Origin of the sequence: Ferrimonas balearica, assembly GCF_019802085.1 — a bacterium.
Classification (GTDB): Bacteria; Pseudomonadota; Gammaproteobacteria; order Enterobacterales; family Shewanellaceae; genus Ferrimonas; species Ferrimonas balearica_B.
On record NZ_JAHVHV010000002.1, the window covers coordinates 906,816 to 928,966 of the forward strand.

The window sequence follows — 22,151 nt, forward strand, 5'->3', positions numbered from 1 at the left end:
CCTTAAGATGATCACCACCGCTTTTCGTCTGACCCTGACCGGCCTCGCGGCACTGACCCTGGTCGGCTGCGTGCACCCCAACTCGCCCATCCCGGACGACCCTTACTATGCGCCGGTCTACCCGGACCTGCCGCCCAGCCAGGTGGTGACCACAGGCTCCATCTTCAATGACGGCTACGCCAACGAGCTCTACTCCGACATCAAGGCCCTCAAGGTGGGGGACGTGATCACCGTGATGCTCACCGAGCAGACCAAGGCCAAGAAGTCCGCCTCCAACGAGATCAGCAAAGACAACCAGATGCAGCTGGACCCTATCAGCGCCGGTGGCGGGCCCATCACCGTCAGTGGCAACACCATCGACCTGGCCTACAAAGAGAAGTTCGACATGAAGCGGGCCTCGGATGCGGACCAGTCCAACAGCCTGGCGGGCTCCATCTCGGTCAACGTGCTGCAGGTGCTGGCCAACGGCAATCTGGTGATCCGGGGTGAGAAGTGGATGACCATCAACGACGGTGACGAGTTCATCCGCATCACCGGCATCGTCCGCCCGCGGGACATCAGCCCGGACAACACCATCGCCAGCACCCGGGTGGCCAACGCGCGAATTCAGTACTCCGGCACCGGCACCTTCGCCGACTCCCAGAAATCCGGCTGGCTCTCCAGCTTCTTCTCCGGCCCGCTCTGGCCGTTCTAACGGAGGCGACCCATGCGAGTCCTGACCGCACTGCTGTTGCTGCTGTTGCCCCTGGGGGCGCAAGCGATGCGCCTCAAAGATCTCACCGACGTCCAGGGCGTGCGCCCCAACCAACTGGTGGGCTACGGCCTGGTGGTGGGCCTGCCGGGCACCGGTGAGCAGAGCCGCTACACCGAGCAGAGCTTCACCACCATGCTCTCCAACTTCGGCATCAACCTGCCGGCCAATGCCCGGCCCAAGCTGAAGAACGTCGCCGCGGTGGCGGTGCACGCCGAGCTGCACCCCTTTGTGAAGCCCGGTCAGGCCATCGACATCACCGTCTCCTCCGTCGGCAGCGCCAAGAGCCTGCGAGGCGGCACCCTGCTGCAAACCTTCCTCAAGGGGGCCGACGGCAAGGTCTACGCCCTGGCCCAGGGCAGCCTGGTGGTGTCCGGTTTCTCCGCCGAGGGGCTGGATGGCTCCAAGGTGCTGCAGAACACCCCCACCGTGGGGCGGATCCCCGGCGGCGCCCTGGTTGAGCGCAGCGTGCCCACCCCCTTTGCCAACGGTGACTTCCTAACCTTCAACCTGCATCGCCCCGATTTCTCCACCGCCAAGCGGGTGGTGGAGGCGGTGAACGGCCTGCTGGGCCCCGGCGTGGCCCGGGCCCTGGACGCCACCTCCATCCAGGTTTCCGCCCCTCGGGACCCGTCCCAGCGGGTCTCCTACCTGGCCACCCTGGAAAACCTCCAGGTGCAGCCGGCGGATGAGTCCGCCAAGGTGATCGTCAACAGCCGCACCGGCACCATAGTAGTGGGCAAGGACGTGCGCCTGATGCCCACCGCCATCACCCACGGTGGCCTGACGGTCACCATCAGTGAAAACCTCAATGTCTCCCAGCCCAACGCCTTCGGCGGCGGCAACACCGTGGTGGTGCCGGACTCGGAGATCGAAGTGACCGAGCGGGACAGCCGGATGTTCAAGTTCGATACCGGCACCACCTTAGATGAGCTGGTGCGGGCGGTGAACGAGGTGGGGGCGGCGCCCTCGGACCTGATGGCCATCCTCGAGGCTCTCTCCCAGGCGGGCGCCCTGCGCGGCGAGTTGGTGATCATCTGATGGACAGCCTCAAGCAGTCGGGACAGCACTACCTCGATCTGGCGGGCCTGGACCAGCTGCGTCAGCAGGCCCAGCAGGACCCGGACGCCAGCCTGCGCCAGGTGGCGCTGCAGTTCGAAGGGATCTTCATGAACATGCTGCTCAAGAGCATGCGTGACGCCAACGCTGCCTTCGAGGACGGCGACAGTCCCTTCAGCTCACACACCACCCAGTTTTACCGCCAGATGCACGACAGCCAGCTGGCCAACGAGCTCTCCGCCCAGGGCAGCCTGGGGCTGGCGGATCTCATTGTCGCCCAGCTGGGCGGTGACGAGGCGTTGACCCCGGCCTCCGCCCTGGCCCCCGGCGCCGCCGTGGCGCCCCTGAGCCTGCCGGTGCAGGCCCCGGCGCCCAGCGCGGTGCCCCTGGCGGCGGCCGCCAACCCGGCCCCGACCCCGGCGACTGAGGCGGAAGCGGCCCAACCCGCGGTGGCCGCCCCCGAGGCCCACCCGCCGCTGGCCTCGGCGGCCAATGAGGACCCCCAGCATTTCCAGGATGCGGAGCACTTCGTGCGCAGCCTGATCCCCCACGCCGAGACCGCGGGTCAGGCCCTGGGGGTGGATCCCATGCTGCTGATCGCCCAGTCGGCGCTGGAGACCGGCTGGGGCCGCAAGGTGCTGCGGGACCCGGAAGGCAAAAGCAGCCATAACCTTTTCAACATCAAGGCCGATAACCGTTGGCAGGGGGACAAAACCTCGGTCAACGCCCTGGAGTTTGAGTCCGAGCTGCCGGTGATGCGCCGCTCCAACTTCCGGGTCTACGAGGATCTCAAGGCCAGCTTCGACGATTACGTCCGCTTCGTGCAGCAGCCCCGCTACCAGGCCGCCCGGGAGGCGGCGGACAGCGAAGGCTATATCCGCGCCCTGCACCAGGCCGGCTACGCTACGGATCCCCTCTACGCCGACAAGATCATGCGGTTGTTCAACAACCTGATTAAACAGTACAGCCCGTCCAGCAACCCGCTGCCCTAAGTTAAGGAAGTACCATGGCCGACTTGATGAGCATTGCCCGCTCCGGTGTCCTCGCCGCCCAGAAGCAGATGGGGGTCACCAGCAACAACATCGCCAACGTGGGCACCGAGGGCTACAACCGCCAGGTGGCGGAGCAGCGCACCTCGGAATCCCAGTTCCTGGCGGGGCAGTTCCTGGGCACCGGCACCTACGTCTCCGACGTCAAACGGATCTACAACGACTACGCCCAGCGGGAACTCTCCCTCTCCATCAGCCAGCACAGCCAGGCCCAGACCAGCTACAGCAAGCTGTCGGAGCTGGACCAGCTGTTCTCCGTGGTGGGCAAGGCGGTGCCCAATTCCCTGAACGGCCTGTTTGAGAACATCAACAACCTGGCGGACATGCCCGCCGACCTGGGGGTGCGGGAGAACCTGCTGACCAGCGCCGGCCAGCTCAGCGCCGCGTTCAACAGCCTGGGCCAGGAGCTCGAAGGCCAGGTGCGCCAGGTGAACCAGCAGATCGACGGAGTGGTGGACAGGGTCAACGCCATCACCACAGAGCTGGCGGAGATCAACACCCAGCTGCAGAAAATTGGCGGCAATGATCTGCAGCTGCTGGACCAGCAGGACCGGCTCATCAACGAGCTGTCCGAGTACGTGCAGGTGAACGTCATCCCCCAGGAGTACGGGGTGAAGAGCGTGATGGCCGGCGGCTCGGTGATGCTGGTGGCCGGGGAGACCCCCATGAAGCTGGGGCTGACCGCCGGCGACCCGGTGGCCCACGAAACCCGGCTGACCAGCAGCATCGGCAACCAGACCTCCATCCTGGGCACCAACGCCCTGGGGGGCCAACTGCAGGGGCTGTTCGACTACCGCGACCAGGACCTGTCGGCGGCCATCAACACCCTGGGGGTGATGGCATTGGGCGTATCGGACGCCTTCAACCAGGCCCAGGCCCAGGGCTTTGACCTGGACGGCAACGTCGGCCAGGACCTCTTTACCGCCATCAACGATCCCAACCTCACCACCGGCCGGGTGGCCGCCTACCAGCACAACGCCGGCGGCATGACCCTGGGGGTGGAGATTGACGATACCTCGGCGCTGACCGGTGGTCGTTACGAGCTGGCCTTCGATGGCGCCAACTACCAGCTCACCGACCAGTACGGCACCACCACCACCCTGACCACGGATCCCAACGACGCCACCCGGCTGATGGGCCCCGACGGCTTCAGCGTGCGCTTGAATGGCGCCTCCGGCCCGGCGGTGGCCGGGGATAAGTGGGCGCTTACCCCCTCCGCCGGGGCCGCCTCCGGTCTCGACGTGGTGATGAACAACCCCCGCCACCTGGCGGCTGCCGGCTACGGCCTGCAGACCCTGAGCGGCAGCGGCGAAGCCCAGCTGCTGGCGGTGGATCGCACCGATCCCAGCCTGCCCGCCAACGGCGAGGTGATGACGGTGCAGGTGGACCCCACCCTGGGCACCTTCAGCGTGTTCGACAGCCAGGGCAACACCCTCTCCACCGGGGCGATGAGCGGCAACCAGATCAGCACCCTGGGCTTCACCCTGGCGGTGGACCCCAACACCGCCAGCGGCGACCAGTTCAGCCTGGATCTCTCCTTCGGCCCCGGGGACAACAGCAACGCGGTCAACATGGCCGGGTTGGCCACCGCCAAGCTGATGGGCAACGGCAACGCCACCCTGACCGACGTCTACGAGGGGATCACCACCAGCGTCGGCGGCAAGACCAAGGCCGCGGGCGTGGCCCTGGACTCGGCGGAGATCACCAAGCTGCAGGCCACCGAGCGGGTGCAGGCGGAGTCCGGGGTGAACCTGGACGAGGAAGCGGCCAACCTGATGCGGTTCCAGCAGGCCTACCAGGCCTCGGCACGGATCATGACGGTGGCCAAGGAAACCTTCGACACCCTGTTTGCGTCGGTACGATAAGGAGCGGGCATGCGAGTCGCCACGAATCAGTTCTACAACCTGAACACCAGCAACCTGCTGCGGATCCAGTCCGACGCCAACACCACCCTGGCCCACCTCTCCTCGGGCAAGCGGGTGCACACCGCCGGCGACGACCCGGTGGCGTCCATTGTGCTGGAGAACCTCAAGCAGCAGGGGCAGCAGCTCAGCCAGTACATGGCCAACATCAACCTGGCCAACAACCGGCTCTCCCAGCAGGAGAGCCGCATCGGCGAGTACGAGACACTGCTGATGAACAGCCGGGATCTCATTGTCCAGGGCAACGACGGTGCCCTGTCCGACGAGAACAAGGGCGCCATTGCCCAGGATCTCACCGAGACCCGGGACGCCATCCTGGCCCTGGCCAACAACCAGGACGAGTCCGGCAACTTCCTCTTTGCCGGCTTCCAGACCCAGAGCAAACCCTTTATCGAGGACCCCAACGGCGTAGTGAGCTACCAGGGGGACAACGGGGTGCGCGAGGCGGTGGTGGCCGATGGCGTGACCGTACCGGTGAATGAGTCCGGCGAGCGGATCTTTATGAGCATCCCCAACGCCAGTGGCGACTACCGGGCCGATTACGCCAACGCGGTGATGAGCGACCAATGGTTTGTCGAGCAGGCGAACGTCACCAACCCGGCGGTGCACGTCCAGGACAACTTCCAGATCCAGTTTCTCGATGACGGCTTTGGCAACGTCAACGTGGAGGTGACCGACTCCGGTGGCGCCGTGGTGCTGCCCTCACAGCCCTTCGACGTGACGGTGCCGCTGAACTTCAACGGCATGGAGGTGCAGCTGTCCGGCAACCCGCAGATCGGCGACAGCGTCACCCTGGGGCCCCAGACCGAGGTGGATATCTTCAGCACCCTGCAGGAGGCCATCGACATGCTCAACACCCCCTCGGGGCTGGTGGGCGACCGGGAGCAGGCCCAGTACGCCCAGGCCCTGGCGGACGCCGGCCAGGCGATCACCCACGCCTCGGTGATCCGGGCCGAAAGCGGCAACCACCTCAAGTCGCTGGAGACCTACCAGGAGCAGCACGAGAACCTGGAGCTGGTGGCGGCCTCCGCCCAGTCCAGCCTGGAGGATCTCGACTACGCCAAGGCGATCACCGAGTTTGAGAAGCAGTCCCTGGCGATGAACTCCCTCTCCCAGACCTTCGGCAAACTGAGCGGCCTGACCCTGTTCAACTACATCTGAGTCGCGCCCTAGCCCCATTAAGCACAACGCCCGGCATGGCCGGGCGTTGGTCGTTTCCGCTGTCCGAATTCAGAAGGCCAGGGTCTGTCCATCGGCGGGGATCCGCACCCGTGACGCCAATCCCGCCTCGCTCATCATCTTCGCCAGGGTAGGGCGGTCCACCGGGCAGTGGTTCAGCGCCTCCATATGGTTGGCCACCACGCTGCCCGGGGCCAGGCGGACGAACTCCACCAGCTCCTGTCCGGCCATCAGCAGCGGCTGACCCACATCCATCTGCGCCTGACCCGCCGCCAGTATGGCGATGTCCGGTTTGAGCTCGATAAGGGCGCGGCGAACGTCGTCGGTCAGTACGGTATCGCCGCTGATGTAGAGGGAGGGCTCGCCGGGCAGTTCGAGGTAAAAGCCGATGCCGTTGGCCATCACCCGGTGGATCCAGCCGTGGCCATGCTGGGCCGGCACCGCGGTGATGGTGCCGCCGAGAAAGGGCTGGGGCTGCCAGGGGGTGAGCGCCTGACTGACGTTGAGGCCCAGGCGCTTGAGGTAGGCCTGGTCCGGGGCACCGGTCACCACCGGGGTGTGGCGTTGGCGCAGGAAGCGCTCACCCTCGGCGTCCAGATGGTCCTGGTGCTGCAGCACTTTCAGGCCAAAGGTCTGGCTGTGGGTCAGCAGGCAGTGGGTGACGGCGTCCAGTTGAGCCTGGGCGCCATCAGGCAGGCCCACCGTGGGGTTGCGGCGGGCTTTGAAGCGGGCCACGGCAAAGGGCGGAATGGAGCCAGCCTCGCCCAGCATGGGGTCCACCAGGATGCGGTGGGGGCCGGATTCGATGATAAAGGTGGCGCTTCGAAGGTGGTGCAGTTTCATGGGGCGCTCCGCCGTGGTGAAGAATGGGGCCATTGTGGGCCGTGCGCTTCGACAGCAACAGTGGCGTAAACGATCCATTTCGCTCATATTGGGCCAAGTTCAATGACAGCGAGGCCCGGCATGACACGACAAAGGGTAGCGGTGGTGGCCTACCAAGGTATCAGCGCCTTGCACCTCTCCATCCCCTGCGCGGTGTTCCATGACGCTTTTCTGCACCGAGAATCGCCGTTTGAGCTGACGGTGTGCAGCCTGGATGGCCCCCGGCTGACCACCCAGTCGCGCTTCGAGCTGACGGTGGCGGCGGACTTGGCCGAGCTGGCCCAGGCCGATTGGGTGATCATCCCCGGCTGGCCGGATGCCACCACGGCTGCGCCACCTGCGCTGCTGAAGGCATTGCGGGCAGCAAACCGGCGCGGGGCCACCGTGGTGGGGCTCTGTTTGGGTTCGACGGTGGTGGCCCAGAGCGGGCTGCTGGATGGCCTGAGTGCCACCACCCATTGGGCCTACGCCGAGGACTTTGCCCGGGCCTACCCCAGGGTGGCCCTGGACCCCGACCCCCTCTATCTGGACCACGGTCAGCTGGTTACTTCGGCGGGCACCGCCGCGGCCCTGGACTGCTGTCTGCACCTGCTGCGCCGAACCCTGGGCAGTGAGGTGGCCTCGGAGGTGGCCCGGGTGCTGGTGGCCCCGCCCTACCGCCACGGCGGGCAGAAGCAGTACATCCCGGCCCCGGTGCCCAAGCCCCGGGCTGGAGACGGTACCCTGGGCCGGGTGCTCGAAGCCCTGCAGCAGGAGTTGGCCGAACCCCACACCGTGGCCAGCGTGGCCGAGCGCTGCGCCATGAGTCGGCGCACTTTTACCCGCCAGTTCAAGGCCTACACCGGCATGAGTTTTGTCCCCTGGCTGACCGCCCAGCGCCTGGCCTTCAGTCAACGGCTGCTGGAGCAGGAGGCCTTCTCCATCGCCCGGGTGGCGGAGTTGGCGGGCTTTGGCAGCGAAAGCCTGTTTCGCAAGCAGTTCAAAGCCGCCTTTCGGCTCGCCCCCAGCGCCTATCGCCAGCAGTTTGGCCACAAAAACGTCGCGCCCTGAGGCAAGGCGAGCAAGAGCGTGGGACAGGGGGATCTGTCGATTTTAGAGCGGCGCTTCGGTGTGACGGGACGCGCCGGGCGCGGAAACGACCTTGGCGATGGCCATCAGTCCAATCCCCATCACCAGGTAAAACAGCTTCTCGGCCGAAATTGACAGGGTGACGGCCGCGTCGTCAACGTGGGCGGTTAAGTTCAGCGCGATGCGGACTTCAACAAAAGCCCGAACAAAGGGGTAGAGCGCCAGGGCCAGGCCGGAACGTTGCAGCAGTGCAGAGTTGTGCGGCCGGTACAAAAACACCGCCAGCGCGACCAGGCTTAAGGCCAGCACCCCATTGCTCAACCACAACAGCGCGGCCGACAATTGCACCTTGCCGAGCTCAAACCCCTCGGCGTAGACGTAATGGGCCATCAACTCTTCGGCGTAGGACTCGGGCGACAGCAGCCCCCACAGCGGGTAGATCAGCAGCAGCGCTGCGCTTAGGACAAGTAAGATCGAAGCCAATGGTTTCACGTTCCGTCTCCCTGGAAATCGACTCAAAGCCGCTGGTTTGCTGACCAATACGACCCGCTTTAAAGGGCTTGGTTCATTGTATCTATAAATCCGGCAACTCCTTTGGGCGGCAACGGGCTTAGCGCAACGCTCGAAACCTGGAGACGACCAGAGTTGGGTAAACCGTCAGTCTTGCCTCGCAATTGGTGTACCCAAGGCCAGCGCACCGACTCTCGGACAAAACAAGGGATAAAGGGCCGCTTTGGCGCCAGAAGCGGGCATGCAGGAACTCTGGCGCACTTTCGTTTCATCCAGATAACACTCTGATCTGACACCTAAAGCATTGATTGAGTTGGATTCGCTTGGTACGTTGGGCGAACTTTCGCCGGTGTTATTGCGACTTTAAAGGTGCCACGGGCGCAATAAACACACTGTTAGCACTTCCACGAGGATTCATTAATGAGCGTTGAAAAGAGTGAGATATTAAAGATAAAGCTTTACTACCAATAATTTCATCACAAATGTATTAGTTGGTATGTGACTATCATGGGCTTCTTTATCGCAGGCGCAATTGCTGGCAGTAACTCAGAATCTCTGGATGGTAATACATTTGGTTACTCAATTATTGGTGTTAGCCTAACGCTGTCTATTATTTTCTTTCTATGTGTGTTTCATTATAGCAAACGCATAGACGTCTTGAATAATTATCTAGATAAAGATGTAAGTGACATCCCCGAAGCTTGGTACAATAGTTCAAAAAATGTTGGTGTTACTGTAAAAGGCATTGGCTCGTGGTTTTTCTTGTCTATTATTTTATCGATGCAGTTCGCTATATATTGGTTAGTCTCGTTAAAGTTTTTGTGCTAACAATGAAAGGCAAAATAGTCCTTCGGGCTGGAAGCACTGACGCGCGCCTTTGCTTGCGGCGTTAGGCTCTAAAAGGCAGAGACAACGGAATGTTTGAAGTAGGAAAAATCTACAAGCGCAAAGAACAAATTCATGGCGTCTATGGAGGGCAAGGCCAAGGTGGTATCAGTACACCCTCAAAACATGCCATGGTGCTCGTTTTCACTAGTGATGCCGGAGAAAATTATGGTTACCAAGATCAATTTCGTCCGGATGGCACGTTTTGGTACACGGGTGAAGGCCAAGTCGGAGACATGGAAATGCTTCGCGGTAATGCGGCTATTCGCGATCACGAAGAGGTCGGGAAACACTTATATCTTTTCGAGTATGTAAGAAAAGCTCACGTCCGTTACATTGGCGAAACTCAATGCGTTGGCCACCATATTGAAGAAAGGCCTGATCGCGATGGCAACACCAGGAAAGCAATAATTTTTCACCTTGCGCTGCTTCCTGCTGTTGCAAATGAAGTCCAGGAACCTAAAGCGAGTTACGGAAACAACTCCAAGCCAAATCGTAATCAATCACTTGCCGAGCTCCGAAGACTAGCCTTGCAAGCAGCATCAGAAAACTCACCAAAAGAACAGGTTGTTCAAAATACTGCTGTACGGACTGAGGCAATTAGGTTGTATGCTTTGAAGCGCTCCAAAGGCATCTGCGAAGGCTGCTCAGTACCTGCACCCTTTCAGGGAAAAGAAGGTCCGTTCCTAGAGGTACATCATCTCCACAGGCTTAGTGATGGCGGCCCAGATCATCCAGCAAACGTTATTGCGCTCTGCCCTAACTGTCATCGTCGAGTTCACTTCGGGAAAGATGGCGGTACGTACAATGAAAAACTTATTGAGGTTATCAATGACCTTGCACGCTAAAAACTAATAAATCAACTGACTACGTGCCTACGGCACCGGACTCAGCAAAGCTTTGCCGGTTATAGAGGCGTTAAGCTCCACCACTATGAAACTACTCACTCTGATATTAACAATCACCTTCACGTCTTTGGCGAATACGAACGGTTGTCCGCTTTGGGAGTGCAGTTTTCCATCGCGCCCAAAGAGGCGGGTACCGTGAAGATTGCCGTGCTGGATGATACCTGTGGCAACTACGTCCAGTTGATGCAGACGCTGTAGCACCCCCTTAATGGCCACCACAGTGCTCTGACCCCGCCTTTCGGGTCGAGTCGATCAGTGCCTGGTTTTATGGCTCGGTCATACCTAGGTCCGGCCGCCAGTTCGGCCGTTTTGTGACTCCTATTCAGCGTGCTACAGTGCTTCGGATTTTGAATGTCGCTAGGGAGTGCGTATGGACAAATTTAAATACTTCACCAATTTCATGCCGGTTCGTTATCGGGAGCATACTGACGAGTCAGATGGCTTATTGAAGACGATGTTCTCTGGGCATCCCCAAACCCCGGCGGCCGAGTCTCTGTACGAGGATTCGGAGTTTTTGGAGATGATGACGGGGATGGGCGAACACGGCTGGGAGTTGGTGACCGTCCAGCCTCTGCTTGAAGGGGTTAAAGACGTGACTTCGTCCTCCCCGGGTGGGGGGTACGGATATTCCATCACCGCGGGCTATTACCTGTTTTGGAAACAAAGGATCACGGACTAACACCAGACGATTGACCGCTGCACTCTGGCGAACAGCCCAAGTGGGGTGTCGGTTTTTGGGTCTAGGTCAAACAGTACTGGTGCCACTCACAGTGGGGTCCTATTCCGTTTAAGCAAAGCCGTCTAAGGACGGTTTTTTCTTTTAGCCCTATCGCCCCTTAAAGTAGGCGATATTGGGCTGGATCTGGGGCTTAACTTCGGGCGTCGTTGCCTTCATTTTTTCCAATCAACTGTCTTGGCGAGAGGTTGGTGTAACGCGTAATGCTTGGATACCCCATACAATCAATCCACTTGCGACATACGGAAGTCGTTGAGGATGTTTCGTCGCGATACCTGCCTCTGCGCCGATGGCACGGATGAATGATGTAGAGTGCCAGCCCGGGTCGGAAGGTGCGGTGTTGCAAGCGCCTGTCGCTGGGCTCATCGCCAAAGTCGTTTCCGATTTTCGCCCAATTCTGAAACAGGCAATCGTCGGCACGCGTCCGTTGCTCATTTCTCAGCGTACAATGATCGGTAGGTGCACAAATGCTCATTACAAAGCGATTTAAATGCTCTGGATAATCATCTTGCTCATCATCATGTTATGCGTCTTCTTGCCGGGGATGTGGGTCAAACATGTGATGGAAAAGTACGAACAGCCGGCCGATCGTTACCGCAAGCAGGGAAGCGGTGGGGAACTCGCGCGCCATCTGCTCGACCGTCACGGCCTGGAGGACGTCAAGGTCGAGGAGACCCCTGTCGGCGATCATTATGACCCGGCCGCTAAGGCGGTGCGTCTGACGCCGAAAAACTACTCCGGATACTCCCTGACGGCAGTGACCGTTGCCGCCCATGAGGTGGGGCATGCCATTCAGGATTCACGGGGCGAATCCTTGTTCCTGGCGCGGCAGAATCTCGTTAAGGCAGCCATGGTCGGCGAGCGCCTTGCCGGCATTATGCTGGTGGCGGCTCCGGTTATCCTACTGCTAACCCGCCTACCGCAGGCGGGCGCATTTACGATAGTGATTGGCGTTGTTTCGATGGCACTCAGTACCTTGGTGCACCTGATTACCCTTCCTGTTGAGTTCGATGCCAGCTATGGCAAGGCGTTGCCGCTTCTGAAGAAAGGCGAGTACCTGCACGACGGTGATCTGAAGCATGCGGAGAAAATTCTCAAGGCAGCGGCACTGACCTATGTCGCTGCCTCGCTGACCAGCTTGTTAAACCTGGGGCGGTGGATTGCGGTGCTTCGTCGGTAAGGTTTACGCATTCAGAGTCATTGAACGCTTTGACGACCGCGATGGGGCGAGTGCAGCCCCTCCCGAGGCGAAACGGGACAAAAAACGGGACCATTCGGTCCCGTTTTTTCATTCGTGCCGAGCCTTCGGCATCGTCCCTATGGACAGTTGGCTCAGGCCAGCTCGTCGGTGGCCACCTTGTAGGTGGGATCTTCCAGGACGTTGACCTCCACCAGGTCACCGGCCTTGTGCAGCAGTTGGCGGCATTCGGGGCTCAGGTGGCGCAGGTGCAGGCGCTTGCCTTCGCGCAGGTAGCGCTCCGCCAGGGTGTCGATCGCTTCCAGCGCGGAGTGGTCCGCCACCCGGGACTGGCCAAAGTCCACCACCACGTCGTCGGGGTCGTTCTTGGCGTCAAACAGGTCGAGGAAGCTGGTGACCGAGGCGAAGAACAGCGGGCCCTGGGGCTGATAGCTCTTCCAGCCCTGGGCGTCCACTTCGGTCTTGGCGGTCATGTGGGTGGCGTGGTCCCAGGCAAAGCGCAGGGCGGAAACCACCACCCCCACCATAACGGCGACCGCCAGATCGGTGATCACCGTGACGCCGGAAACCAGCACAATCACCATGGCGTCCGCCTTGGGCACCTTGCTCATGATGCGGAAGCTGGACCACTCGAAGGTGCCCAGCACCACCATGAACATCACCCCCACCAGGGCGGCCACCGGGATCATCTCAATCAGGTGGGCGCCGAACAGGATAAAGCCCAGCAGGAACAGGGCCGCGGAGGCGCCGGAGAGGCGGGAGCGGCCGCCGGAGTTGATGTTGATCATCGACTGGCCAATCATGGCGCAGCCGCCCATGCCGCCGAAGAAACCGGTGGCCACGTTGGCCACGCCCTGGCCCACGCACTCGCGGTTGCCCTGGCCCCGGGTCTGGGTCAGTTCGTCCACCAGGGTGAGGGTCAGCAGGGACTCAATCAGGCCGATGGCGGCCAGCACCAGGGCGTAGGGGAAGATGATGGTCAGGGTTTCCCAGTTCAGCGGCACCATGGGGATGGCGAAGCTGGGCAGGGTGCCTTCCAGTGTGGCGCCGGCGTCGCCGGTCATGCTGCGCACGAAGTCGATCACCGAGGCGGTGTCCAGCCCCAGGCTGTGCACCAGGGCGGTCACCACCAGGATGGCCGCCAGGGAGGAGGGGATGGCCCGGGTCAGCTTGGGCAGGAAGTGGATGATGGCCATGGTCAGGGCCACCAGGCCCAGCATGGTGAAGAGGGCTTCGCCCTGCATCCAGGTCATCTCGCCGGCGGCGTTGGGTTCTTTGAACTGGCCGAGCTGGGCCAGGAAGATGACGATGGCCAGGCCGTTCACAAAGCCCAGCATCACCGGGTGAGGCACCAGGCGGATAAACTTGCCCAGTTTCAGGGCGCCGGCCAGGATCTGCAGTATCCCCATCAGCACCACGGTGGCGAACAGGTACTGCACCCCGTGCTGGGCCACCAGGGCCACCATCACCACGGCCAGGGCACCGGTGGCGCCGGAGATCATGCCCGGGCGGCCGCCGATCAGGGCGGTGATGAGCCCCACCATAAAGGCGGCATAGAGGCCCACCATGGGTTCGACGCCGGCCACGAAGGCGAAGGCCACGGCTTCGGGCACCAGGGCCAGGGCGACCGTCAGGCCGGAGAGCAAGTCGGCTTTGACGCTGGCCTGGGGATTACTGCGAAGTTCAAACATGGAAGCGGGGGATCCCTGTAACGAAACGGTTGTCAAAAGGCGCGAAAATTAACAGTCCTTGGAGGTAAAGTCAAAACCGCGTTCGTGAAGGGTAACAGGGTGGCGAAAAAAAGCGGGCTGGGGTGCCCGCTTGTCTAAATCGACTCAGACCAACATGGTCCTAATCCACAGGAAGGTGGTTGGGAGAAGTGGCCCCCTATCGGCCCACTTAATAACAGATAGGCGACCGTATCCACGGAAACTGTATCTGCATCTGGAGCGGGGAACCCCAAGGGCGCTAGGATAGAAAGAGCAAGGTTTTCAAGGAGTCTGCTATGAGTGAATCGGTCAAGATTGGGGTGGCCCTGGGCAGCGGCGCCGCCAAGGGCTGGGCCCACATCGGGGTGTTGAACGGCCTGAGCCGCATGGGGATCCACCCGGAAGTGGTGGCCGGCTGCTCCATCGGCGCCTTTGTCGGCGCCGCCTACGCCGCCGACCGACTGGACCGGCTGGAGGAGTGGGTGCGCGGCTTCTCCTCCTGGGACGTGATGGGGCTGATGGATCTCACCTGGCGCCGGGGCGGACTCATCGAGGGCGAGAAGGTGTTCGAGGCGGCCAGCAAGGCGATCGACCTGTCCGACATCGGTGAGCTCAAAATGCCCTACGTGGCGGTCTCCACGGATCTCTACACCGGCCAGGAGGTGTGGCTGGATCGCGGCAAGCTGTCGGAGGTGGTGCGGGCCTCCTGCTCCATCCCGGGGCTCATCTCCCCCAAACGGCTGGGGGATCGCTGGCTGGTGGATGGGGCCGTGGTCAACCCGGTGCCGGTTTCCCCCTGTCGGGCCCTGGGGGCGGATCTGGTGATCGCCGTGGACCTGCACGGCGACGGCCGACACCACGTCAGCGAGGTGGTCAATATGGACACCCCGGTCAGCACCGCCCAGGTGGCACGCCAGGAGGCCTCCAACGGCTTTATGGATCTGCTGGTGTCCGGTCGGGAGCTGCTTAACCGGGTGGTGGACGGCTTCTCCAACACCACCACCCAGCCCAACATGCTGGCGGTGATGCACCAGTCGATGGAGATTCTGGAGCAGCGCCACAAGCGGGCGCGTCTGATGGGGGACCCGCCGGAGGTGATGGTGCTGCCCCACGTTGGGGCCATCGGCACCATGGAGTTTCAGCGTGCCGAGGAGGCGATCGAAGCCGGGGAGGCGGCGGTGCTCAAGGCTCAGCAGCAGATTGAAGCGGAGATTGACCGCATGAGTCGGGCCCGCAACGGCCACTGAAGCAAAAACACCGCCTCGGCGGTGTTTTTTCGTTAGGGGGTGTGGGCCTCGCGCATCTCCTCCAGGCCCCCGCCGTTGTGCACCTCCAGGTAGCCGGCGGCGGCGAACTCGCCGATGGCCAGGCCGGAGCGTCGGCCGCTGCGGCAATAGACCACGATGGTCTGTTCCGGGCCAACCCCCAACTCACCGGCCCGCCGCTCGATCTCCCCATGGGGCAGGTTGACCGCCCCGGGCAGGTGCCCCTCGGCAAACTCCTCCGGGGTGCGGACATCGACGATCAGGGCGCCCTGGCTTATCCACTGCCAGGCGATGTCGGCCCGCTCCGAGGCCCACAGGGGGAGGGACAGAGACAACAACAGCAGCGCGAGTAACGGGTATCTCATCTTGGGTTTCCTACTTGCTGTCGACGGCTTCCCGCTCCGAACGCATCCCCAGCTTGCGCATCACCATGGTGGCGGGGCAGAAGCCGGTGAAGGCGTTTTGGAACAGATTAGCGCCCACAAACACCGTTAGCCAGACAAAGCCCGGGTGAACCCAGACGGTCAGGGCCACGGAGAGCAGCACCATCAATCCGGCGAAGGCGAACAGGGCTCGCTCGGTGGTGCGAGGGGCGGTACAAAAGGACGATTGGCTCATGGGGCCTCCTGGTTCTTGGCTCCCCTTTAGGCCTTAGGCCGACGTTTGGGGAGCGGGTTCCATCAGTAGCTGTAGCGCACCCGCACCCAGCCGTTGCTGTTGTCGGCCAATTGGCCGAAGAAGGTGTGGTCCTGCTCACCGCCCAGCAGGTTAAAACCGGCGGCGAAGGACCAGTTGTCGTCGTAGCGGTAGCTGGCCTGGGGACGCAGGTAGAAGTCCTGGTCCGAGGGGCTGTAGAAGCTGAACAGCGACAGGGTCAGTTTTTCCTGCAGGGCCCGGTAATCCAGGCGCAGCGTGGTGAGGTGGCGGTTTTGCTCCACCGCGTACTCCGGGTAGGGCTGACTGGCCAGCCAGCGCTGGTAGTCCCGCCGGTGCTCCAGCTGGTATTGCAGCCCCACGGTCAGGTTGGTGACAAGCTCCCACTGGTAGCCGGCCAGCAGCATCAGGGTGTCCGGCGGCAGCAGCGGCGTGTCGCCCTCCTGGTCACGACGGTCGTGGTAGGCCGCTTCCAGGTTGAACAGCCCCGGGCCCAGGGGCAGCAGCACGCTGGCCCCGTAGGCATTGAGTCGGGCGAAGGTCGGTTGCCCCTGGGCGTCCACCGCCTCGGGGGAGCCGCTGTAGCCCCAGTAGCCGTACAGCGCCCACTCGGTGCTGCCCCGCTGACCATAGAGCCGGGCGGCCAGGGCGTCGTCGCTGGGCTCATCCGCCTCGAACCCCGGGGCCACCGGGCCACCGAACTCGGGGCTGAACAGACTGAACCGCTCGCCATTGAGGTAGTTGTCGCTCTCGAAGCGTGGCAGCCAGGTCAGGTCCAAATTGGCGTGCTGGCCGAAGTAGCTGGCCTTAACCGCATTAACCGGGGCTTTGAGGTACTCGTCGTCGAGCCCGGAGAAGAACGCCTGCCAGTCCTTGGGGAAGAGGTCATTGAGGAAGAGGAAGTCGCCCGTGCCCCAGGTCAGCACCTGGCGGCCCAGCTTCATCTCCACCCGCTCCCCCAGGGCAAAGCCCACGGACAGCTCGCGCACATCCAGCTCCCAGCCTTCGACCACATTGTCGTAGCGCAGGTCGGCCCGCAGATCGCCCCACAGGGCGTCACCGCGGTAGCCGGTCTCCACCCGGGCCCGGGCCTCCCCCAGGGTCTGGCGGGGCAGGCCGGCACCATCGGATTGCAGCCGGGCGCCGGCAGCACCCTCGATAAAGCCGCTCACCGGTTGCCAGGGGGAGTGCGCCTCCTCGCCCCAGTCGTCCCCCCAGTCGTCCCCCCAGGGATCCTCCGAGGCCAGGCCCGGTGCGGCCAGGCCCAGCGCCAGTAGGGGAAAAGCGTAACGCAACATCCTCATCCTCCCGGCTCAGCGCAGGTACTGGGTGGGCGGCGTGCGCATGCTGCGCTCGCTGAAGATGGACTCCGGCAGGCCCAGGTCATACTGGACGCCGCGAAACTCCATCAGGGTGTAACCGCCGCTGCGCAGGTCTTCCACCTTGGAGCGCATCACCGTCGGGTGGCCCTGAATCGTCTCCACCGCGGCCACGCTGACCCGGCGGTACACCTCGCCCTGGCCGTCCTGATACTCCGCCTTCATCGGCAGGAAGTGGCCCTTGTCCACCCACACCCGGTAGCGGGCAAACTCCACGCTGTTGGCGCGCTTGGGGGTGGCCTCAATCAGGTAGTGCTGGTCGGTCTCCTCCACCAGGGTGAAGTCGTCCTCCCGCGGGTTGCGGCCGGAGACATCCTCGTAGAAGAAGTCGCTGCCAACGAAGGAGGTGCGCTTGTCGCCGGCGCTGATCCGGCGCAGCAGATCCAGCCCCGGCAGGTAGAGCCAGCGGTCGTCGTCGCTGGCCACCTTCTTCTCCACCCGGAACACGGTGCCGCGCACGTCGGAGGGGCGGGAGAAGAACACCAGCATCTGCTGGTCGCCGGCGGGGGCCTTGGTGCGACGCAGGATGGTGAACTGGCGGGTTTGCTCCCGGCCCTGGCCATCCACGATGCGCATGCGGGCCTGGCTGCGGCCATCCTCACCGGCGTAGAAGGAGGCCAGGTTGGCCTTGTCGATGATCGCCTCGGCGGTCAGGGTCTCGGCGGCAACGGGCAGGGCCAGGGCGCTGCCCAGCAGGGCGGTGAGCAGGAACTTAGGCGCGAACTTCAGCATGGGAGCCTCCCTGGTGGGCGTTGGGCCGGGCCGGCAGGGCCCAGCGAGCGAGTAGGGTCAATGCCGCCGGCAGCAGCAAGAGGGTCACGGTGGCGGACACCGCCATGATGGAGGCCATCAGCACCCCCACGGTGATGTAGGGCACCAGCGGCGCCAGCAGCAGCGGGGTGAAGCCCAGTGCGATGACGATGGCGTTGCGGCTGATGGCCCGGGCCGGCTCTTCGAACATCAGCGCCAGGGTCTGGCGCACGTCGCCGGTCTGGCGGTGCAGGGCCCGGGTGCGCTCCAGGAAGTGGATGGCAAAGTCCACCGACAGCCCCAGGGCCAGGGCGGAGAGCACGGCGATGGGCATGTCGTAGTCCTTGCCCAGCCAGCCCACCAGGCCGTAGATAAAGGCGATGGTCAGGGACAGCGGCAGCATGGCCACCAGGCCGTAGAGGGGCGAGCGGAACAGCAGGCTCATCATGATGAAGATCACCACGAAGGCGCTGAGCAGGCTCTCCAGCATGCCGCTGACCATGGCGTCCTGCCAGATCACGTTGATGTAGGCTTTACCGGCCCAGTCGGCCTTCAGATCCGCCGGCAGCGGGTGGGCCGCCAGGTAGGCGTCGACACGGTCGATCACCAGGTTCATGTGCTGGTTGTCGCCGGAGGTCAGTTGCAGCCACAGCAGGCTCTGGCGGTAATCTCGGGTGACGAAGTGCCACAGATCCTGGGGCCGGTGGGAGGACTGGAACTGCAGCAGGGTCTGGGCCACGCCGGCGGCGCTGTCCGGCAGGCGGAAATCGGCGTCCTCGCCGGAGTGCAGCTCCCGGTTCACGGTCTGAACGATGTCGGTCAGGGCGTTGGACTTGCCCACCAGGCCGCTGGCCTCGAGATCTTCCTGCAATCCGGTGATCCAGCTCAGTACCGCCGGGTCGAGGAAACGGCGGCTGCGCTCGGCCAGGGCCTCCAGGGTGGCCATCGCGGTATCGATGGCCGCCAGCTGGGTCGCCTCCTGGGCATCGAAGGCGGCGTCGTCCAGGCGGCTGAGCAGCGTCGCCAGTTGCTGAGTGTCGCCGGCCAGGCCCGCTTGAAGCAAGCTGGCGGCCTGGTTGTCGCCGGGCAGGGCGGTGGCCAGTTGGGCGCCCAGGGCCTGGGCTTCGGCGTCGGTGGCCAGGGCCCGGGTGTCGGTCAGCACCAGGTAGGCGTCGTAGGTGCCGGCAAAGTGGTGGTTCAGGGCTTTGTCGGCCACTCGAATTTCATGGTCCGCCTTGAACCAGCGCACCGGGTTGTCGTTGATCTGGATCTTACCGATCCCCACGGCGGAGAAGGCGAGGGCGGCGATGGCGACAACCACAATGGGCTTGGCCAGGCGCACCCCGCCGCGGCCCACCTTGGGCAGGATGCGGGCCAGCAGGCCGCCCTGGCCCTGGCCGTGCAGTCGGGCCTGCATGGCGTCCAGGGTGGCGGGTTTCATTCGCACCACGTAGGCGGGCACCAGCAGGATCGAGACCAGGAAGGCCAGCAGGATCCCGCTGCCGACAAAGGCACCGAAGATCTGCACCGGCGGGATAGGGGTCAGCATCAGGGAGTAGAAGCCCACCGCGGAGGTCACCGAGGTGAACAGCATGGGGTTGAACAGATCCCCCATCACCTCGCGGATCACCGCCTTGGGGTCTTTCCCTGCCCGGTAGCGATCGGTGAAGTCGCTCATGATGTGCACCGAGTCCACCACGGCGATGGGCATCAGGAAGATGGCGATCATCGAGGACATGATGTGCACCGTGTAGCCCATGCCAATCAGGGTGCCCATGGTGGCGATCACCGTGGCCATGGCCACCAGCATGGGGGCCACCACCAGGGGCAGGCTGCGGAAGAAGAACCACATCAGGGCGAAGATCATGGCGCCGGCCAGGGGGGCGGAGATCGCCATCTGGACGAACATCTCATGGCCAAACTGGTTCTCCGCCACCGGCAGACCGGTGAGGTAGTAGGTGTCCTTGGGGGCCTGCTCGGCAATCAGGGCGCGGATCCGTTCGGCCACGGCGTAGCTGTCGTCCTTATCCTGCAGGGGCACGTAGATGGCGGCGGCCTTACCGTCGCCGGAGACCAGGGTGTTGTCCAGCATCGGCAGTCGGGCCACGGCGTCGCCGATGGCGTCGGAGGCGGCCTGGGTCTGGGGGGCTTCGCGCATCAGGTACTCGAAGCGGATGGTGCCGGGGCTCTCCTGGGTGATGTTGTCCGAGGTGGACAGGGCCATCAGATCCGCCTGAACCACCCCATCCAGTTTCAGGATGGCGTTGGTCAGCTGATGCAGGGAAGCCAGGGAGTCGGGATTGAAGATCCCCTGCTCGGCCACGGCGCCCACCACGATGCTGTCGTAGAGGGCGAAGTCCGATTTGACCTGGTTGTGGAACACCCGGGCCGGATCGTCCGCCGGCAACATGTTCTCCGGATCCGTGTCGATCTGGATATTGGGGATCAGGGCGGCGGTGAGCAGCACCAGGGCGCCGATCAGGGCGTAGACGGTGCGGGGCCGTTCGGTGGCAAAGCGGATAAGACCGGCTTTCATCTCGACTCCAAGGTTGGTCTTAGGATGCTGAGATCATAAATTAGTAATTTCTAAAATACAAGAATTAGAAAAATCTAATTTAATGATGCATGGGTCCAAGCCAGCACAGCAGAGGGCGGGGGAGGAGGCAAGGGGAAAGTCTGAAAGCGCGACAATCGGTCGCAGGACGCAAAAAGGGGACCCGAAGGTCCCCTTTGTCGTGCCAGACCCGCTTAGAAGCGATGGCTGTACTGCACGGAGTAGTACATGGCGCCGGATTCGGTGACGGCGTTCACCGGGCCCACCAGGGCGGACTCTTCGGTCAGGTGAACCTCTTCACCCTTCACGTAGGTCACACCCAGATCGATGGTGGACTTGGGGGTCAGGTTGTAGCCCAGACCGGCGGAGAACCACTGACGGTCGGAGTCCGGGATGGACAGGGAGGCGATCTCGTCCACGACGCCCTGGTCGTAGGCGTAGCCGGCACGCACGGTCCACTTGTCGTTGATGGTGTAGGTACCACCGAAGGAGAGGAACCAGGAGTCCTTCCACTGGTAGTCCTTCAGGGCTACGTCACCCAGGTCAACGGAGATGGGGAAACCACCGGGGATCTGGCTGCCAACGGCGGCACAGACAACGGGGTTGTCCACACACTGGGCGGTGCCGGTGCCATTGGTGGCGGTGATCTGGTCGAAGGCGCTCCACTGGGTCCACTGGGCGGTGTAGTGCACGGCGAACTGGTTGGTCAGCTGGTGGAAACCGGCGAATTGGAAGATGTCCGGCAGCGGCACTTCCAGCTCATCGAAATCGGCAGCGATGGCGGCAGCAAATTCAGGCAGCATCGGGTTGCCGGTGGGCAGGTTGGCGACCAGGTTGGCACCGACCGCGCCGCTGGCGGCCACGGTGGGGCTGAAGCGGTAGCTCAGGCCCAGGCGGTGGTTTTCGTTGATTTCGTAGGTGGCACCCAGGATGCCGCCCACGGCGTAGCCGTCGGCATCGGCGGAGATGACACCTTGGGCGCGGGTCAGGTTGCCCTCACCGTAGATCACGTCCAGGCCAGCACCGACGCTGAACTGCTCGTTGATGCGGTAGGAGACGCTGGCGTTGAGGTTGACGGTGGTCACCTCGGTGTTGCCGATCAGATCCAGCGGACCGGTCTCGCCGGCCGGGACGCGGCTGAACAGGGCGGAGGTGTCGGTGCCGGTGCCGAAGTTGGAGAAGGCGCCGAAGCCGATGGCCCAGCGGTCGCTCAGCGGCTGGATGTAGAAGATGTTGGGGATGATCTTGCCTTCGGCGGCGTCGTCGATGCTGCCCAGGTCGGTGCCGCCGTAGTTGACGTCCATCACGTCCACCATCACGTCGGCGTAGGTGATGCCACCGGAGAAGGCAGCCTCATCGAACAGCGCCATGGCAGCCGGGTTACGGGCCAGCACGGAGGCGTTGTCGGCAATGATGGCGTCACCGGAAGCGGCGCGGCCAACGGTGGTGGCGGACTGGCTGTTCAGCTGGAAGCCGGCGGCCATGGCCTGGGTGCTGGCCAGCGCAACGGCAGTGGCGAGCAAAGTCTTGTTCATCGTCTTCATCTGCTTTCTCTTAAGTGGCAGTTGGTCTTGTAATATTGGGGTCGAATTCTAGGGGGACGGCACTGGTCTACATATCCGACCAGATGACATTTTCGGGGAAAATGTCGGCTTTTTGTGGGGAAACACTAAAAACCGGGGGGCAATGTGCG

At 63.0% G+C, this 22,151-nt stretch carries 19 protein-coding genes; 10 read left to right on the top strand and 9 right to left on the bottom strand.

Going from position 1 to position 22,151, the window contains the following annotated elements:
- The first annotated feature begins 7 nt into the window (after positions 1–7).
- The 5 genes from flgH to flgL are packed head-to-tail and all read left to right on the top strand — an operon-like array spanning position 8 to position 5,942.
- Positions 8–694 (top strand): flagellar basal body L-ring protein FlgH, encoded by a 687-nt coding sequence (gene flgH / locus KUV81_RS12560; RefSeq protein WP_222544191.1) that lies wholly within the window; start codon positions 8–10, stop codon positions 692–694.
- A 12-nt stretch (positions 695–706) separates the two neighbouring features.
- Positions 707–1,792 (top strand): flagellar basal body P-ring protein FlgI, encoded by a 1,086-nt coding sequence (locus KUV81_RS12565; protein WP_222544192.1) that lies wholly within the window; start codon positions 707–709, stop codon positions 1,790–1,792.
- On the top strand, positions 1,792–2,802 hold the full coding sequence (flgJ, locus tag KUV81_RS12570; protein ID WP_222544193.1) for a flagellar assembly peptidoglycan hydrolase FlgJ: 1,011 nt from the start codon (positions 1,792–1,794) through the stop codon (positions 2,800–2,802). The genes KUV81_RS12565 and flgJ overlap by 1 nt, the downstream gene beginning before the upstream one ends.
- Positions 2,803–2,816: 14 nt before the next feature.
- Positions 2,817–4,724, top strand: a complete 1,908-nt coding sequence (gene flgK / locus KUV81_RS12575) for a flagellar hook-associated protein FlgK (RefSeq protein ID WP_222544194.1) — start codon at positions 2,817–2,819, stop codon at positions 4,722–4,724.
- Positions 4,725–4,733: 9 nt separating this feature from the next.
- Positions 4,734–5,942, top strand: a complete 1,209-nt coding sequence (flgL, locus tag KUV81_RS12580; RefSeq protein WP_222544195.1) for a flagellar hook-associated protein FlgL — start codon at positions 4,734–4,736, stop codon at positions 5,940–5,942.
- Positions 5,943–6,011: 69 nt separating this feature from the next.
- Here the strand turns inward: flgL and KUV81_RS12585 are convergent, their stop codons facing one another.
- A complete protein-coding gene (locus KUV81_RS12585) occupies positions 6,012–6,803 on the bottom strand; it encodes an MBL fold metallo-hydrolase (RefSeq protein ID WP_222544196.1) in 792 nt (263 codons plus the stop codon).
- A 120-nt stretch (positions 6,804–6,923) separates the two neighbouring features.
- Between KUV81_RS12585 and KUV81_RS12590 the strand changes: the two genes are divergently transcribed.
- Positions 6,924–7,892, top strand: coding sequence for a GlxA family transcriptional regulator (locus KUV81_RS12590; RefSeq protein WP_222544197.1), 969 nt, complete (start codon positions 6,924–6,926; stop codon positions 7,890–7,892).
- A 42-nt stretch (positions 7,893–7,934) separates the two neighbouring features.
- Here the strand turns inward: KUV81_RS12590 and KUV81_RS12595 are convergent, their stop codons facing one another.
- Entirely contained in the window at positions 7,935–8,402 is a 468-nt protein-coding gene (locus KUV81_RS12595) for a hypothetical protein (protein ID WP_222544198.1), read from the bottom strand.
- Between the two features lie 935 nt (positions 8,403–9,337).
- Between KUV81_RS12595 and KUV81_RS12600 the strand changes: the two genes are divergently transcribed.
- The 3 genes from KUV81_RS12600 to KUV81_RS12610 all read left to right on the top strand — a co-directional run bounded on the left by KUV81_RS12600 (position 9,338) and on the right by KUV81_RS12610 (position 12,129).
- Positions 9,338–10,153, top strand: coding sequence for an HNH endonuclease signature motif containing protein (locus tag KUV81_RS12600; RefSeq protein ID WP_222544199.1), 816 nt, complete (start codon positions 9,338–9,340; stop codon positions 10,151–10,153).
- 430 nt (positions 10,154–10,583) lie between these two features.
- Complete coding sequence (locus tag KUV81_RS12605) at positions 10,584–10,892, top strand: hypothetical protein (RefSeq protein WP_222544200.1); 309 nt, start codon at positions 10,584–10,586, stop codon at positions 10,890–10,892.
- A 565-nt stretch (positions 10,893–11,457) separates the two neighbouring features.
- Positions 11,458–12,129 carry a zinc metallopeptidase gene (locus KUV81_RS12610; RefSeq protein WP_261389355.1) on the top strand — a complete coding sequence of 224 codons (672 nt, stop codon included), beginning with the start codon at positions 11,458–11,460 and terminating at the stop codon, positions 12,127–12,129.
- Positions 12,130–12,281: 152 nt separating this feature from the next.
- Here the strand turns inward: KUV81_RS12610 and KUV81_RS12615 are convergent, their stop codons facing one another.
- Positions 12,282–13,838 carry a SulP family inorganic anion transporter gene (locus KUV81_RS12615; RefSeq protein WP_222544202.1) on the bottom strand — a complete coding sequence of 519 codons (1,557 nt, stop codon included), beginning with the start codon at positions 13,836–13,838 and terminating at the stop codon, positions 12,282–12,284.
- Positions 13,839–14,152: 314 nt separating this feature from the next.
- Here KUV81_RS12615 and rssA point away from each other — a divergent pair, with 314 nt between their 5' ends.
- Positions 14,153–15,103 (top strand): patatin-like phospholipase RssA, encoded by a 951-nt coding sequence (gene rssA / locus KUV81_RS12620; protein ID WP_222544203.1) that lies wholly within the window; start codon positions 14,153–14,155, stop codon positions 15,101–15,103.
- Positions 15,104–15,135: 32 nt separating this feature from the next.
- On the opposite strand, the gene KUV81_RS12625 is transcribed toward rssA, so the two are convergent.
- From KUV81_RS12625 to KUV81_RS12650, 6 genes are all read right to left on the bottom strand, one after another.
- Positions 15,136–15,486 (bottom strand): rhodanese-like domain-containing protein, encoded by a 351-nt coding sequence (locus tag KUV81_RS12625; RefSeq protein ID WP_222544204.1) that lies wholly within the window; start codon positions 15,484–15,486, stop codon positions 15,136–15,138.
- A gap of 10 nt (positions 15,487–15,496) precedes the next feature.
- The gene (locus KUV81_RS12630; RefSeq protein WP_222544205.1) at positions 15,497–15,739 is read right to left on the bottom strand and encodes a DUF2892 domain-containing protein; all 243 of its coding nucleotides are present in this window, start codon (positions 15,737–15,739) and stop codon (positions 15,497–15,499) included.
- Positions 15,740–15,801: 62 nt separating this feature from the next.
- Entirely contained in the window at positions 15,802–17,073 is a 1,272-nt protein-coding gene (locus KUV81_RS12635) for a hypothetical protein (RefSeq protein WP_222544206.1), read from the bottom strand.
- 15 nt (positions 17,074–17,088) lie between these two features.
- The gene (locus KUV81_RS12640; protein WP_222544207.1) at positions 17,089–17,886 is read right to left on the bottom strand and encodes an outer membrane lipoprotein-sorting protein; all 798 of its coding nucleotides are present in this window, start codon (positions 17,884–17,886) and stop codon (positions 17,089–17,091) included.
- The gene (locus KUV81_RS12645) at positions 17,867–20,440 is read right to left on the bottom strand and encodes an efflux RND transporter permease subunit (protein ID WP_222544208.1); all 2,574 of its coding nucleotides are present in this window, start codon (positions 20,438–20,440) and stop codon (positions 17,867–17,869) included. Before KUV81_RS12645 ends, KUV81_RS12640 begins: the two co-directional genes overlap by 20 nt.
- Positions 20,441–20,652: 212 nt before the next feature.
- Positions 20,653–22,002: an OmpP1/FadL family transporter gene (locus KUV81_RS12650; protein WP_222544209.1), complete on the bottom strand. Its 1,350-nt coding sequence runs from the start codon at positions 22,000–22,002 to the stop codon at positions 20,653–20,655.
- Positions 22,003–22,151 lie beyond the last annotated feature (149 nt).

Excerpts from the sequence above, each read along its gene's own strand:
- flgK (WP_222544194.1), top strand. The coding sequence starts at position 2,817 with ATGGCCGACTTGATGAGCATTGCCCGCTCCGGTGTCCTCGCCGCCCAG.
- flgH (WP_222544191.1), top strand. The coding sequence starts at position 8 with ATGATCACCACCGCTTTTCGTCTGACCCTGACCGGCCTCGCGGCACTG.
- KUV81_RS12615 (WP_222544202.1), bottom strand. The coding sequence starts at position 13,838 with ATGTTTGAACTTCGCAGTAATCCCCAGGCCAGCGTCAAAGCCGACTTG.
- flgL (WP_222544195.1), top strand. The coding sequence starts at position 4,734 with ATGCGAGTCGCCACGAATCAGTTCTACAACCTGAACACCAGCAACCTG.
- KUV81_RS12590 (WP_222544197.1), top strand. The coding sequence starts at position 6,924 with ATGACACGACAAAGGGTAGCGGTGGTGGCCTACCAAGGTATCAGCGCC.
- KUV81_RS12630 (WP_222544205.1), bottom strand. The coding sequence starts at position 15,739 with ATGAGCCAATCGTCCTTTTGTACCGCCCCTCGCACCACCGAGCGAGCC.
- KUV81_RS12650 (WP_222544209.1), bottom strand. The coding sequence starts at position 22,002 with ATGAAGACGATGAACAAGACTTTGCTCGCCACTGCCGTTGCGCTGGCC.
- KUV81_RS12565 (WP_222544192.1), top strand. The coding sequence starts at position 707 with ATGCGAGTCCTGACCGCACTGCTGTTGCTGCTGTTGCCCCTGGGGGCG.
- KUV81_RS12645 (WP_222544208.1), bottom strand. The coding sequence starts at position 20,440 with ATGAAAGCCGGTCTTATCCGCTTTGCCACCGAACGGCCCCGCACCGTC.
- KUV81_RS12625 (WP_222544204.1), bottom strand. The coding sequence starts at position 15,486 with ATGAGATACCCGTTACTCGCGCTGCTGTTGTTGTCTCTGTCCCTCCCC.
- KUV81_RS12585 (WP_222544196.1), bottom strand. The coding sequence starts at position 6,803 with ATGAAACTGCACCACCTTCGAAGCGCCACCTTTATCATCGAATCCGGC.
- KUV81_RS12635 (WP_222544206.1), bottom strand. The coding sequence starts at position 17,073 with ATGTTGCGTTACGCTTTTCCCCTACTGGCGCTGGGCCTGGCCGCACCG.
- KUV81_RS12640 (WP_222544207.1), bottom strand. The coding sequence starts at position 17,886 with ATGCTGAAGTTCGCGCCTAAGTTCCTGCTCACCGCCCTGCTGGGCAGC.
- flgJ (WP_222544193.1), top strand. The coding sequence starts at position 1,792 with ATGGACAGCCTCAAGCAGTCGGGACAGCACTACCTCGATCTGGCGGGC.
- KUV81_RS12600 (WP_222544199.1), top strand. The coding sequence starts at position 9,338 with ATGTTTGAAGTAGGAAAAATCTACAAGCGCAAAGAACAAATTCATGGC.
- KUV81_RS12605 (WP_222544200.1), top strand. The coding sequence starts at position 10,584 with ATGGACAAATTTAAATACTTCACCAATTTCATGCCGGTTCGTTATCGG.
- rssA (WP_222544203.1), top strand. The coding sequence starts at position 14,153 with ATGAGTGAATCGGTCAAGATTGGGGTGGCCCTGGGCAGCGGCGCCGCC.